Raw genomic sequence first — 13612 nt, forward strand, 5'->3', positions numbered from 1 at the left:
AAAAGTATTAATATCACGCATAAGAACGCCGGTTTTTTAGATGTGTTTGCTCGCACGAACATCATCCATCAAATCGGCGTTCTTGTTTCTGTCTTTCCCGTGATTCCGTGAAGAACCTTTTTTTTGCCTGCGATTTACTGATCAGGCCTTTTGTTCGAACACCACGTAGATCTTGCGGCACGGCTCCAGCACTTCCCATGTGCCGCTGAAACCGGCCGGGATCACGAAGCGGTCACCCGCGCGCAAGGTCTTGGCGTTGCCGTCCGCATCACGCAGGACAGACACACCCTGCACAATCTCGCAGTACTCATGCTCGCTGTAGTTGACCTTCCAATGCCCCACCTCACCCTCCCAGACCCCGGCGCTCATTTGGCCGCACGGGCTGTTGTAGTGGTTGTAGATCGTTTGCTCGGGATCGCCCTTGAGGATTTTTTCGGCAGCAGGGCGGTAGCGCTCGGCGGCGGTCTTGGCTTGGCTGAAGTCGACGATGTCCTGGATGCTCATGTGCGTTTCCCGTCTGGCCTGCGGTTGGAGAGCCCAAAGTCTATGTTTATTAAAATGAACATCGCAAGGGCGTTTACTGGCGATATGTCAAATATATTGAAACATCCCCAGCCGCTGGTTTAGGGTGGCAGCTGCCTTGAGCCGAACAGATGGCTGGCCGGGCAAGCATTCTTTGAGGCTGCCGGGGGACATCGCCTGGCCCTCGTATTCAATAAGAGGAGGACACTCGCATGACCACCCTGACCCGTGCCGACTGGGAACAACGCGCCAAGGATCTGAAGATCGAAGGCCGCGCCTACATCAATGGCGAGTACACCGCCGCCGTTTCCGGTGAAACCTTCGAATGCATCAGCCCGGTCGATGGCCGCCTGCTGGCCGCTGTTGCCAGCTGTGACGCCACCGATGCCCAGCGCGCTGTGGAAAACGCCCGCGCCACGTTCAATTCCGGTGTGTGGTCGCGCCTGGCACCGGCCAAACGCAAAGCCACCATGATCCGTTTCGCCGCGTTGCTCAAGGCTAATGCCGAGGAGCTGGCGCTGCTCGAAACCCTGGACATGGGCAAGCCGATCAGCGACTCCCTGAACATCGACGTACCCGGCGCGGCGAATGCCCTTAGCTGGAGCGGCGAGGCCATCGACAAGATCTACGACGAAGTTGCCGCCACTCCGCACGACCAGCTGGGTCTGGTCACCCGCGAGCCAGTCGGCGTGGTGGGCGCTATCGTGCCGTGGAACTTCCCGCTGATGATGGCCTGCTGGAAGCTCGGCCCTGCGCTGTCCACCGGTAACTCGGTAATCCTCAAGCCGTCCGAAAAGTCCCCGCTGACCGCCATCCGTATCGCAGCCCTGGCCGTTGAAGCCGGTATTCCAAAAGGCGTGTTCAACGTGCTGCCGGGCTACGGCCACACCGTGGGCAATGCGCTGGCGCTGCACATGGACGTCGACACCCTGGTGTTCACCGGTTCGACCAAAATCGCCAAGCAACTGTTGATTCGCTCCGGCGAGTCGAACATGAAGCGCGTGTGGCTGGAAGCTGGCGGCAAGAGCCCGAACATCGTGTTTGCCGATGCTCCGGACCTGCAAGCGGCCGCCGAATCTGCCGCCGGCGCCATCGCCTTCAACCAGGGCGAAGTGTGCACCGCGGGCTCGCGCCTGCTGGTGGAGCGTTCGATCAAGGACACTTTCCTGCCGTTGGTGATCGAGGCCCTCAAGGGCTGGAAGCCCGGCAACCCACTGGACCCAGCCACTAACGTGGGTGCGCTGGTGGATACCCAACAAATGAACACCGTGCTCTCGTACATTGAAGCCGGCCATGCCGATGGCGCCAAGCTGGTAGCTGGCGGCAAGCGCACCCTGGAAGAGACGGGCGGCACTTACGTCGAACCGACGATTTTTGACGGCGTGACCAACGCGATGAAGATCGCCCAGGAAGAGATCTTTGGCCCAGTGCTGTCGGTGATCACCTTCGACAGTGCAGAAGAAGCGATCAAGATCGCCAACGACACTGTCTACGGCCTGGCTGCCGCGGTGTGGACGTCAGATATCTCCAAGGCGCACCTGACCGCTAAAGCCTTGCGTGCCGGTAGCGTGTGGGTCAACCAGTACGATGGCGGCGACATGACTGCGCCGTTTGGTGGCTTCAAGCAGTCGGGCAACGGTCGCGACAAGTCGCTGCATGCGTTCGACAAGTACACCGAGCTGAAGTCGACCTGGATCAAGCTCTAAGCCACACCGCAGTCCAAATGTGGGAGTGGGCTTGTGTGGGAGCCGGCTGGCCTGCGATAGCATCACCAAGGTGTGACTGACACACCGAGGCATCTGCATCGCGGGCAAGCCCGACTCCCACACAAGCTCGCTCCTACAGTTCGTTTGCAGCCCTTGAAATAATTATCCACAGGAGCGTGGACATGCGTTGGGCGACCTATTTCGCCGTCCTGGCCTCGGTGCTCAGCGTCGGCCTGGCCCTGGGCGTCAGCATGCCGCTGGTGTCCCTGCGCCTGGAAAGCTGGGGTTATGGCAGTTTTGCCATCGGCGTGATGGCGGCGATGCCGGCCTTCGGTGTGCTGCTCGGTGCGAAGGTGTCCAGTCGCATGGCCTCATGGCTCGGCACCGCCAACCTTATGCGCCTGTGTTTGTGGGCAGGCGCAATTTCCATCGGCTTGTTGGCGATCCTGCCCAGCTACCCGGTGTGGCTGGTGCTACGGCTGATGATCGGGGTGATCCTGACCATCGTATTTATCCTGGGCGAAAGCTGGATCAACCAGTTGGTGGTGGAGCAGTGGCGTGGCCGTCTGGTGGCACTGTATGGCTGCACTTATGCCCTGAGCCAACTGTCTGGCCCACTGTTGCTGGGCTTGATCGGCACCGACCATGACTACGGTTTCTGGGTCGGCGTCGGTCTGTTAGTGGTGGCGCCGTTGCTGTTGTTGGGGCGTTCCGGCGCACCGAGCGCCGAGTCCTTCAGTGTGACCTTCGCTGACCTGTGGCGTTTCTGCCTGAGCCTGCCGGCGATTGCGTGGGCGGTGGCGTTATTCGCTGCGTTCGAGGCGATGATTCTGACGTTGTTGCCGATTTACTGCCTGCAACAAGGCTTTACCGCCGAAATCGCCTTGGTCATGGTCAGTACGGTGGTGGTCGGCGATGCGCTGCTGCAATTGCCCATTGGCGCACTGGCCGACTACCTGCCTCGGCGCACGCTGTTCATGAGTTGTGCGGTGCTGTTGCTGGCGTCGAGCCTGGCGATTCCGTTGTTGATGCATACGCCGCTGATCTGGCCGATCTGGGTGTTGTTCGGCGCGAGTGCTGGAGGCTTGTTTACCCTGTCGCTGATCCTGATCGGCGAGCGTTATCGCGACGATGCATTGGTGCGCGCCAATGCCCACGTGGCGCAGCTGTGGGGTATCGGTTGCCTGATCGGCCCTTTGGTGGCAGGGGCGGGCAGCCAATGGATCAGCGGGCATGCGTTGCCGCTGCTGATGGCAGCCGGTGCGTTGGGGTTGGTGGTGCTGTTGCTGCGCCAAGGCGCGTTCGGCGTGGCGCAACCGGCCTGACCCTGAAATGCGGTCAATAGGTGGGAGCTGGCTTGCCAGCTCCCACAGTTGATCTCCTCTGGCTTTAGAGCATGCGTTCCAAGCCAACTGAGGTAGCGAACCACGCATTGAACCGCCGCCACCAACTGCCCGGCTCGCGGGTGAGGGTGTGCAGTTGGCCGTTATCTTCGGTCGCCCACACTATTTGGCCATCCTGCAATTTCGCCTCATAGCTCAAGTCCGGCGCCATGCCTTGCAGCGCCAGGTTACGCACGTGCTCCGCCAGTTCGGGGCTGTCGACCAACACGCCGACTTCGGTATTCCACAGCACCGAACGTGGGTCGAAGTTGAACGAGCCGATAAACGATTTCTGCCGGTCAAAGATCATCGCCTTGCTGTGCAGGCTGGAGTCCGAGCCGCGGAAGGTGCTGCGCCGGAACAGATGCGGCCCGCTGCCCGCGCTGGGGTCACCGGGCTGACGGCGCAGTTCGTAGAGCTTCACGCCGTGCTCCAGCAGCGCCTTGCGATAGGGCGCATAACCACCGTGCACGGCCGGCACGTCAGTGGCTTCCAGGGCGTTGGTCAGCAGGCTGACCGACACCCCCGCATCGGCGCGCCCGGTCAGATACACCAGCCCCGGTTGCCCCGGCACGAAATACGCCGAGATCATCATCAGCTCGTGGCTGACCCCTTCCAGTTCCGGCGCCAGTTGAGTGGTGAGCAGCAACCGAGGGTCTGGGTCGGCCTTGGACAGCACCTTGCTCGGTGCGTCCCACAGGGCCTGGTTCCAGGCCCAGATCAGTTCGCGGCGCCAGATGTCCATGCGCGGTTGGGTCTGGTAGGTGCGCAAGCGGTTGTACAGCGCATGGTTCTGCTGGCGCGATTCGGCCAGCGACGCTTCCAGGTACACGCGCGCGTCGGCCAGGTCGCCTTTGGACGGTGCATTGGAAACGAAGTTGTCGATAGGCTTGCTCAGGGCGCTATTCCAGTATTGGTCGAAACTGTGGCCAAGCTGTTCGGCTACCGGGCCCACGCTGAGCATGTCGATATCGGTGAAGTTCAGGTTGGGCTCGGCATCGAAATACTCATCCCCCAGGTTGCGCCCGCCGACGATGGCCACGCTGTTGTCCGCCAGCCATAGCTTGTTGTGCATGCGCCGATGCTGCAGCGACAGGTTGAACAAGCGGCCCATGGCGCGCGTCACGCCGGTGCTGCGCCCCAGGTGCAGGGGGTTGAACAGACGGATTTCGATCTTGGGGTGGGCGGCGAGCGTGGCGATGATCTGGTCGAGGCCGTCGCTGGTGGTGTCGTCCAGCAGGATGCGCACGCGCACGCCACGGTCGGCAGCCTTGAGCAGTTCGTCCACCAGCATGCGCGTGCTGATGCCGTCGTGCACGATGTAGTACTGCAGGTCGAGGCTGGTCTGGGCGTTGCGGATCAGTTCGGCACGGGCCATGAAGGCCTCGCTGCTGTTGGGCAGCAGGCGAAAACCCGAGCGCCCTTGATACGGGGCGGCCTGGGCCTGGATCGAGCGGCCGAACGACGATTGCGCGGCGGGCAGGGCGTCGCTGGGGATGCGCGGTGCAGGCACCGTGGCGCAGCCGCCCAGGGCCAGGGCTCCCAACAGGAAAAACGGGAATAGCCGTTGAATCATCAAGGGAGTTGCTTCCAGATCAGGGCGGTTGTCGGCATATGACGGCAATTTCCTGAGAAAGGTCAGTCGGCCGCCTCGGCCAGCATTTTGCTCGCGGCAGCCCCCACCTTGCGCACCGCTTCTTCAATCTGCGGCGTAGGTTTGGCAGCGTAGTTCATGCGCAGGCAGTTCCGGTACTTGCCCGATGCAGAAAAAATGCTGCCTACGGCAATCTGGACGCCTTGCTCCATCAGCACGCGGTTGAGCTTCAAGGTATCAAAACCCTCCGGTAGCTCGACCCATAGCATGAAGCTGCCCTGGGGCCGGCTGGCGCGCGTGCCTGTCGGAAAATAGCGGCTGACCCAGTCGAGTATCAAATCGCGATTACGCTGGTATTGGGTGCGCATCCGCCGCAAATGCGGCTCGAAGTGCCCGCTTTTCAGGAATTCGGCAATGGCGATCTGCGGTTGTGTCGCCGTGGAACCCGTGCTGATGTATTTCATGTGCAGCACGCGCTCCAAGTATCGACCGGGAGCCACCCAACCAATGCGCAAACCAGGCGCCAGGGTTTTCGAGAACGAGCTGCACAGCAGTACACGGCCGTCTTCGTCGAAGGACTTGATGGTGCGCGGGCGCGGGTAGCTATAGGCCAATTCGCCGTACACATCGTCTTCAATGATTGCCACGTCAAAGCGCTGGGCCAGGGTGAGTAGTGCACGCTTGCGCGCCTCCGGCATGATGTAACCCAGGGGGTTGTTGCAGTTGGGGGTCAGCTGGATGACCTTGATCGGCCACTGTTCCAGCGCCAACTCCAGTGCTTCGAGGCTGATGCCGGTGATCGGGTCAGTAGGGATTTCCAAGGCTTTCATGCCCAGGCCCTTGAGGGTCTGCATGGCGCCGTGAAAGCTCGGCGAATCCACTGCGACGATATCGCCAGGCTCGCAAATGGCGCGGATGCTGGCGGACAGCGCCTCATGGCAACCGGTGGTGATCACGATGTCCTCGGCGGTCAGCTGGCAGCCAGAATCCAATGACAGTCGCGCAATTTGCTCGCGCAGCTCCATACAGCCGAGGATGTTGTCGTAATACAGGCCGGGCAGGTCCTGGCGGCGGCTCACGCGGGCGAGGCTGCGCAGCAAAGGTTTCAAGGTCGGGGAGAGCACATCTGGCATGCCGCGCCCCATCTGTATGACATCTTTGCGCGGCACCGCGCGAATCAGCTCCAGTACCTGGTCCCACTGGGATATCTCTACCGGTCGTTGGGCCGGTCGACCAATCTCCGGCAAGGCCGGCAGCTCGCGGCCGACGGGTACAAAATAGCCTGATTTCGGCTTGGGCATAGCGAGGCCGTTGTCTTCCAGTAACCGATACGCCTGCTGCACGGTGCTCAGGCTGACCCCGTGTTCCACACTCAAGGCCCGTACAGAAGGCAAGCGATCACCGGGGCGATAGAAGCCTTGTTCGATGCGCGTGCCCAATAATTCGGCGAGGTTCACATAAAGGGTCATGGCGGTCGCTCCTACGGAACCAGTACAGATGAGGCGAAAATACAGGATTCAGCCGCTAATGGGCAGTATCTGTATTGATTTAATAAAGGATGGTTGAATCTGTATTGGTTTGTGCTACGCACTCATGCTTGTCGCTCAAGGCAACAACGCGAATGAGGGGCAGCAAAATGAACGGTATGAGCGATGTGCGGCTGGCGTTACACAGTCAGGAACTGGAGGCCGGGCAGGAGCGGGCAACGGCGCCGCGCAACGTCAGCGGCTGGAGCCTGTTCTGGCAACGCCGTCAAACGCGCAAGGCGTTGCTGCACTTGACCCGTGAGCAACTGCGCGACGTCGGGCTGACTGCCGAACAGGCGCGCCAGGAAGGGTTGAAACCTTTCTGGCGCAGCTGATTCACACCAGCTCTTTGAAGCGGTGCCAGAGCATCCCAAGCGCCAGCAGCGGCGAGCGCAGGCGCTTGCCGCCAGGGAAAGTCATGTGCGGCACCTGGGCAAACAGATCGAAGCGGCCCTGTTGCTGGCCGCTGATGGCTTCAGCGAGCAGCTTGCCCGCCAGGTGTGTGGCGTTGAGCCCATGGCCGGCGTAGGCCTGGGCGTAATACACGTTGGGCTGCTCCGCGAGACGGCCGATCTGCGGCAGGCGGTTGGCGCCGATGCCGATCATGCCGCCCCATTGGTAGTCGATTTTCACATCGGCCAACTGCGGGAATACCTGCAACATTTTCGGGCGCATATAGGCACCGATGTCCTGGGGATCACGGCCGGAATAATGGCAGGCACCGCCGAACAACAGGCGACGGTCGGCGGACAGTCGGAAGTAATCCACCGTTACCCTTTGGTCACACACCGCCATATTCCGAGGCAGCAATTTGCTGGCCTGCGCTTCGCTTAACGGCTCGCTGGCGATGATGTAGCTGCCGGCGGGCAACACCTTGCCGCTCAGGTGCGGGTTGAGGCCATTGAGGTAGGCGTTGCACGCCAGCACCAAGGTCTTGGCGCGCACGTTGCCCTGGGCGGTGTGCACGTTGAGGTCGGGGCCGTAGTCGATGCGCGTGACCTGGGAGTGCTCGAACAGCTTCACGCCCAATTGCTGCGCGGCGGCGGCTTCGCCGAGGGCCAGGTTGAGCGGATGCAAGTGGCCCGAGCCCATGTCGATCATGCCGCCCACGTAGCGCTCGGAGCCGATTACGCTGTTCATCTGGTCTGCTTGCAGCAGGCGCACCTCATGGCGATAGCCGAGGCTGCGCAGTTCTTCGGCGTCTTCGGCCAGGCCTTTGAGGTCTCGGGGTTTGTTGGCGAGGTCGCAGTAACCCCAGGTGAGGTCGCAGGGGATCTGAAAACGTTCGACGCGCTCACGCACGATCTCCACGGCTTCCAGGCCCATCAGCTTCATTTGGCGCACACCATCGGTGCCGATCACATTGGCGAACTGGTCCAGGCCATGGCCGACGCCACGAATCAACTGGCCACCGTTACGTCCGCTGGCGCCCCAGGCGATCTTGCGCGCCTCCAACAGCACTACGCTGAACCCGCGCTCGGCCAGCTCCAGAGCCGTGTTCAGCCCGGAAAAACCGCCGCCGACCACGCACACATCGGCAGTGACTTCGCCTGCCAACATGGGGTAATCCGTTTGCGGCACGCTGCTGGCGGCGTAGTAAGAGGCGGTGTGCCGGGCGCTGGCGGTCATGGGAGCATCCCTGTTTGGAAAATTTGACGCAGGATACAGCGGTCGGACGAAGCTGTCTGCGCAGAGCGTTTTACGGCAGAATCCACACTTATTCGCCGTTCGGTAAATGTTTCGATGAGTTGCAACAGTCAGAAAATCAGCGCGCTGCGTCGGCAGATACCTTCGTTCGAGTGCGTCCCCGGTTGCCACGATTGCTGTGGGCCGGTGACCACTTCGCCCGAGGAAATGTCGCGCCTGCCGCGCAAGACTGCTGCAGAGCAGGACGCGGCCATGGATGAGCTGAACTGCGTACACCTGGGGCCCGATGGTTGCACGGTGTACGACGAGCGGCCGTTGATCTGTCGGCTGTTCGGCACCACCAAGACGTTGCCGTGCCCTAACGGGCGGCGGCCGGTGGAGCTGATTCACCCGCGGGTGGAAAAGCAGATCCACGAATACATGGCGAGTACCCGGCAGGTGCTGGTTTAACGGCTGGGCTCGGTCCAAATGTGGGCTGATTCGTGTCAGTGAGTCAGTCCGGGATAGGCAGATTCAGGCTCTCCTTCACTTCTTCCATCACGATATAGCTCTTGGACTCCCGCACATGGGGCAGTTTGAGGAGGATATCGCCGAGCAGTTTGCGGTACGACGCCATCTCGGAGATCCGCGCCTTCACCAGATAGTCGAAGTCTCCAGACACCAAATGGCACTCCAGCACATGCGGCAGTTTCAGCACGGCGCGGCGGAACTCCTCGAAGGTGTCGCCAGATTTGTAATCGAGGCTGATCTCGACAAATACCAGCAGACTGCCCTTCAAGTGCTGGGGATTGAGCCGCGCGTTGTAGCCCATGATGATCCCTTCACGCTCCAGCCGGCGCACTCGCTCGGTACATGGCGTGGTCGACAGCCCGACCTTTTCCCCCAATTCCGTGAACGAAATGCGCCCGTCGGTTTGCAGGATGCGCAGGATGTTGCGGTCGATCTTGTCCAGCTCCCGCTTGGTCTGGGTGTTGGTACGCATAGGGGATACGCCTCTGTGAAAAGGGTTTTTGCCGAGAATTGTCGCCAAATATAGGCAGTTATATAGTGAAATGCACTGGCAATTGTTTTTTACACTGCGCTCATCATTACTCGAATAACACACGTCAGCGGCCATGCCCGCGATGAGGATATAAAAATGCGCGTTCTGGTCTTGGGTAGCGGCGTGATTGGTGTGACCAGTGCCTACTATTTGGCGCGGGCCGGCTTTGACGTCGTGGTGGTTGACCGCCAACCTGCCGCCGCCATGGAGACCAGTTTCGCCAACGCCGGCCAGGTGTCCCCAGGCTATGCATCGCCATGGGCCGCGCCGGGCGTGCCGCTCAAGGCCATCAAGTGGCTGCTGCAACGCCACGCGCCGCTGGCGATCAAGGCCACCGCCGATATCGACCAATACCTGTGGATGGCACAGATGCTGCGCAACTGCACCGCCAGCCGTTATGCGGTGAACAAGGAGCGCATGGTCCGCCTGTCCGAATACAGCCGCGACTGCCTCGACGAACTGCGCGTTGAAACCGGCATTGCCTACGAAGGCCGCAGCCTCGGTACTACCCAACTGTTCCGCACCCAGGCACAACTTGACGGTGCCGCTAAAGACATCGCCGTGTTGAAAGAGTCCGGCGTGCCGTTCGAACTGCTCGACCGCGCCGGCATCGCCCGTGTTGAGCCGGCCCTGGCCAGCGTCACGGATATCCTCGCCGGAGCCTTGCGCCTGCCGAACGACCAAACCGGCGACTGCCAAATGTTCGCCACGCGCCTGGCCGATATGTGCACGCAGTTGGGTGTGGAATTCCGCTTTGAACAGAATATCCAGCGTCTCGATTACGCCGGCGACCGCATCAATGGTGTATGGATCGACGGCAAGCTGGAAACCGCCGACCGCTACGTACTGGCCCTCGGCAGCTACTCGCCGACATTGCTCAAGCCGCTGGGGATCAAGGCGCCGGTCTACCCGCTCAAGGGTTACTCGCTGACCGTGCCGATCACCAACCCGGCGATGGCGCCGACTTCGACCATTCTCGACGAGACCTACAAGGTCGCGATTACCCGTTTCGACAACCGCATCCGCGTCGGCGGCATGGCTGAAATCGCCGGTTTTGACCTGTCGCTTAACCCGCGTCGGCGAGAAACCCTGGAGATGATCGTCAACGACCTTTATCCTCAGGGCGGCGATTTGACCCACGCTTCGTTTTGGACCGGCCTGCGCCCGACCACGCCCGACGGCACGCCGATTGTCGGTGCCACCCCGTTCAAGAACCTGTTCCTGAATACCGGCCACGGCACGCTCGGTTGGACCATGGCGTGTGGCTCCGGCCGCTTGCTGGCTGACCTGATGGCCAAGAAAACCCCGCAAATCAGCGCCGAAGGCCTCGATATTTCCCGTTATGGCAACCACCAGGAGTCCGCACGACATGTCAATCCAGCGCCAGCTCACCAATGAGCGCATGAGCCAGATCGTTGTCCACAACGGTACCGTGTATCTGGCCGGGCAAGTCGGCGACGACATGAGCGCCGGGATTGAACAGCAGACCCGTGAAACCCTAGCCAATATCGAGCGTCTGCTGGAACTGGCCGGCACCGACAAGACCAAATTGCTGTCGGTGACGATCTACCTGAAAGACATTGACGCCGATTTCGCCGGCATGAACGCGGTGTGGGATAAGTGGCTGCCCAAGGGCGTTGCCCCGGCCCGTGCCACGGTTGAAGCCAAGCTGTGTGAACCGCAAATCCTAGTGGAGCTGTCCGTAGTGGTGGCGCTGCCTTAAGCAAGATCCCTCTCCCGGTGCCGATGCTGTCTGTCGGTGCCGGTTTTTCTTTACTCTGCCGCCTAGAAGCCTGCCGCCATGCGTCCAGCCCGTGCCCTGATCGACCTCCAAGCCCTGCTTCACAATTACCAACTGGCCCGTGAAGTCACGGGGGCCAAGGCCCTTGCCGTGATCAAGGCCGATGCCTACGGCCATGGTGCCGTGCGCGTGGCACAGGCGTTGGGAGCCGAGGCTGATGGATTTGCCGTGGCGTGCATCGAGGAAGCATTGGAACTGCGCGCCGCCGGGATTCGTGCGCCAGTGCTGCTGCTGGAAGGCTTTTTCGAAGCCGACGAGCTGCCGCTGATCATCGAGCATGATTTCTGGTGCGTGGTGCATTCGCTGTGGCAACTGGAAGCTATCGAACAAGCCAGGCTGAGCAAACCACTGACCATCTGGCTCAAGCTCGACTCCGGCATGCACCGCGTTGGCCTGCACCCCAAGGATTATCACGAGGCTTATCAGCGTCTGCTGGCCAGTGGCAAAGTGGCCAAAATCGTACTGATGAGCCACTTTGCGCGCGCCGATGAACTTGACTGCGTGCGCAGTGATGAACAAGTTGCGGTGTTTGAAGCGGCGCGCCAGGGCTTGTCGGCCGAGGTCAGCCTACGTAACTCGCCGTCGGTCATGGGCTGGCCAACTGTGTCCAGCGACTGGGTTCGCCCCGGCATCATGCTTTACGGCGCCACGCCGTTTGGTGAAGACCAGGCTGTGGCGGCGCGTTTGCAGCCGGTGATGACGCTGGAATCCAAGGTGATCTGTGTGCGGGAGTTGCCGGCCGGTGAGCCGGTGGGCTACGGCGCGAAGTTCATCACGCCCAAGCCGATGCGCATTGGTGTGGTTGCCATGGGTTATGCGGATGGCTACCCGCGTCACGCGCCGACCGGTACGCCGGTAATGGTGGCCGGGCAACGCAGCCAGTTGTTGGGGCGTGTTTCCATGGACATGCTGTGCATCGACCTGACTGACGTGCCGCAGGCCGGGCTTGGGTCAACGGTAGAGCTGTGGGGCAAAAATATCCTCGCCAGTGACATTGCGGTCGCCGCCGAGACCATTCCCTATCAGCTGTTCTGCAACCTGCGCCGCGTGCCAAGGCTCTATTCCGGCGCTTGATCGCCAGATACGCGTGCAACCGCCTGGGATTTAGGCCCAAGTGTTGTAAATACTGAACGCTGTCGCCATGATAACGCTCAATTACAACAAAGCCTGAACCCTAGGAGGCACCTGCATTGGACGTCGGCGAACGACTGCAATCCATCCGTAAACTGAAGGGTCTTTCCCAGCGTGAGCTCGCCAAGCGCGCGGGTGTCACCAACAGCACCATTTCGATGATCGAAAAAAACAGCGTCAGCCCCTCGATCAGCTCCTTGCGCAAGGTGCTGGGCGGCATCCCCATGTCCATGGTCGAGTTCTTTTCCGAGGAGATCCTCCAGGAAGTACCGACGCAGATCGTCTATAAAGCCAATGAGCTGATCGACATCTCTGACGGCGCCGTCACCATGAAACTGGTAGGTCGGGCGCACCCGACACGGGCGATTGCGTTTCTGAACGAAATCTACCCGCCGGGCGCCGACACGGGCGAAGAAATGCTCACCCACGAAGGTGAAGAAACCGGGATCCTGGTGGAGGGGCGCTTGGAGTTGGTGGTCGGTTTTGAAACTTTTGTGCTCGAAGCTGGCGATAGCTACTACTTTGAAAGCACCAAGCCCCATCGTTTTCGCAACCCGTTCGACGTGCCGGCGCGACTAATCAGCGCAGCCACACCCGCGAACTTTTAAGAATAGAGGCGCCCTGCCAGCATTGCAGAGGTTCCCGTAGCAGTATTCCGTGAAGCCGAATCTCCCTTTGTTTAATAGGGTTGTTTCGGCCAGGCGGGCTAACCGTTATACTTTCGCCGCCTGCGAAACCGTGGCCGCAGGCGTGAATAGCCACCATTGAGGGTGAACGCGTGAACCTAATTATGAAAATGCTGGCCGCACCAGCAACCGTACTGGCCCTATGGGCTGTCAGCGCTCAAGCTGCGACCAATGATGACATTGCCAAGCGCCTGGAGCCTGTCGGCCAGGTGTGTGTTCAGGGTCAGGAATGCAAGGGGATGGAGGTCGCCGTGGCAGCGGGTGGCGGTGGGGCGAAAACCCCCGACGAAATCATCGCCAAACACTGCAACGCCTGTCACAGCACCGGCCTGCTGGGTGCGCCAAAAATCGGTGATACCGCCGCCTGGAAAGAGCGAGCCGACCAACAGGGCGGCCTCGACGGCATTCTGGCCAAGGCGATCACCGGTATCAATGCCATGCCACCTAAGGGTACTTGCGCTGATTGCTCGGATGATGACCTTAAAGGCGCCATCAAGAAGATGTCCGGCCTCTAATCAGCCGATCTTCGCCAAAAAAGCCGCTTACGGGCGGCTTTTTTGTGCCCGCAATTAGTG

General features: G+C 60.8%; 14 protein-coding genes. 9 read left to right on the forward strand and 5 right to left on the reverse strand.

The window, feature by feature from the left end; genetic code table 11:
- Nucleotides 1-141: 141 nt before the first annotated feature.
- The gene (locus tag AACY44_RS22895) at nt 142-504 is read right to left on the reverse strand and encodes a cupin domain-containing protein (RefSeq protein WP_339415092.1); all 363 of its coding nucleotides are present in this window, start codon (nt 502-504) and stop codon (nt 142-144) included.
- A gap of 230 nt (nt 505-734) precedes the next feature.
- Here AACY44_RS22895 and AACY44_RS22900 point away from each other — a divergent pair, with 230 nt between their 5' ends.
- The gene (locus AACY44_RS22900) at nt 735-2228 is read left to right on the forward strand and encodes an aldehyde dehydrogenase (RefSeq protein WP_339415093.1); all 1494 of its coding nucleotides are present in this window, start codon (nt 735-737) and stop codon (nt 2226-2228) included.
- A 182-nt stretch (nt 2229-2410) separates the two neighbouring features.
- Entirely contained in the window at nt 2411-3553 is a 1143-nt protein-coding gene (locus AACY44_RS22905) for an MFS transporter (RefSeq protein WP_339436653.1), read from the forward strand.
- 64 nt (nt 3554-3617) lie between these two features.
- Here AACY44_RS22905 and AACY44_RS22910 read toward each other — a convergent pair whose 3' ends face one another.
- Together AACY44_RS22910 and AACY44_RS22915 are read right to left on the reverse strand one after the other, a co-directional pair.
- Nucleotides 3618-5186, reverse strand: coding sequence for a phospholipase D family protein (locus AACY44_RS22910; protein ID WP_339436654.1), 1569 nt, complete (start codon nt 5184-5186; stop codon nt 3618-3620).
- Between the two features lie 62 nt (nt 5187-5248).
- Nucleotides 5249-6673: an aminotransferase-like domain-containing protein gene (locus AACY44_RS22915; RefSeq protein ID WP_339531123.1), complete on the reverse strand. Its 1425-nt coding sequence runs from the start codon at nt 6671-6673 to the stop codon at nt 5249-5251.
- Nucleotides 6674-6840: 167 nt separating this feature from the next.
- On the opposite strand from AACY44_RS22915, the gene AACY44_RS22920 reads away from it, so the two are divergent.
- Entirely contained in the window at nt 6841-7065 is a 225-nt protein-coding gene (locus tag AACY44_RS22920; protein WP_339415097.1) for a DUF1127 domain-containing protein, read from the forward strand.
- A 1-nt stretch (nt 7066) separates the two neighbouring features.
- On the opposite strand, the gene AACY44_RS22925 is transcribed toward AACY44_RS22920, so the two are convergent.
- Nucleotides 7067-8359, reverse strand: coding sequence for an NAD(P)/FAD-dependent oxidoreductase (locus AACY44_RS22925; RefSeq protein WP_339438898.1), 1293 nt, complete (start codon nt 8357-8359; stop codon nt 7067-7069).
- A gap of 114 nt (nt 8360-8473) precedes the next feature.
- On the opposite strand from AACY44_RS22925, the gene AACY44_RS22930 reads away from it, so the two are divergent.
- A complete protein-coding gene (locus AACY44_RS22930) occupies nt 8474-8827 on the forward strand; it encodes a YkgJ family cysteine cluster protein (RefSeq protein WP_314564404.1) in 354 nt (117 codons plus the stop codon).
- Nucleotides 8828-8870: 43 nt separating this feature from the next.
- Here the strand turns inward: AACY44_RS22930 and AACY44_RS22935 are convergent, their stop codons facing one another.
- On the reverse strand, nt 8871-9359 hold the full coding sequence (locus AACY44_RS22935) for an Lrp/AsnC ligand binding domain-containing protein (protein WP_003176896.1): 489 nt from the start codon (nt 9357-9359) through the stop codon (nt 8871-8873).
- Between the two features lie 156 nt (nt 9360-9515).
- Here AACY44_RS22935 and dadA point away from each other — a divergent pair, with 156 nt between their 5' ends.
- The 5 genes from dadA to AACY44_RS22960 all read left to right on the forward strand — a co-directional run bounded on the left by dadA (nt 9516) and on the right by AACY44_RS22960 (nt 13552).
- A complete protein-coding gene (gene dadA, locus AACY44_RS22940; protein WP_339415099.1) occupies nt 9516-10817 on the forward strand; it encodes a D-amino acid dehydrogenase in 1302 nt (433 codons plus the stop codon).
- Nucleotides 10789-11142 carry a RidA family protein gene (locus AACY44_RS22945; protein WP_339415100.1) on the forward strand — a complete coding sequence of 118 codons (354 nt, stop codon included), beginning with the start codon at nt 10789-10791 and terminating at the stop codon, nt 11140-11142. The genes dadA and AACY44_RS22945 overlap by 29 nt, the downstream gene beginning before the upstream one ends.
- Nucleotides 11143-11220: 78 nt before the next feature.
- Nucleotides 11221-12294: an alanine racemase gene (alr, locus tag AACY44_RS22950; RefSeq protein ID WP_339415101.1), complete on the forward strand. Its 1074-nt coding sequence runs from the start codon at nt 11221-11223 to the stop codon at nt 12292-12294.
- Nucleotides 12295-12410: 116 nt separating this feature from the next.
- Entirely contained in the window at nt 12411-12959 is a 549-nt protein-coding gene (locus AACY44_RS22955) for a cupin domain-containing protein (protein ID WP_339415102.1), read from the forward strand.
- A 182-nt stretch (nt 12960-13141) separates the two neighbouring features.
- Nucleotides 13142-13552, forward strand: a complete 411-nt coding sequence (locus AACY44_RS22960) for a c-type cytochrome (RefSeq protein WP_339415449.1) — start codon at nt 13142-13144, stop codon at nt 13550-13552.
- Nucleotides 13553-13612 lie beyond the last annotated feature (60 nt).

The sequence above is a fragment of the Pseudomonas sp. RA_15y_Pfl1_P11 genome, assembly GCF_963970975.1.
Taxonomy (GTDB): domain Bacteria; phylum Pseudomonadota; class Gammaproteobacteria; order Pseudomonadales; family Pseudomonadaceae; genus Aquipseudomonas; species Aquipseudomonas tritici.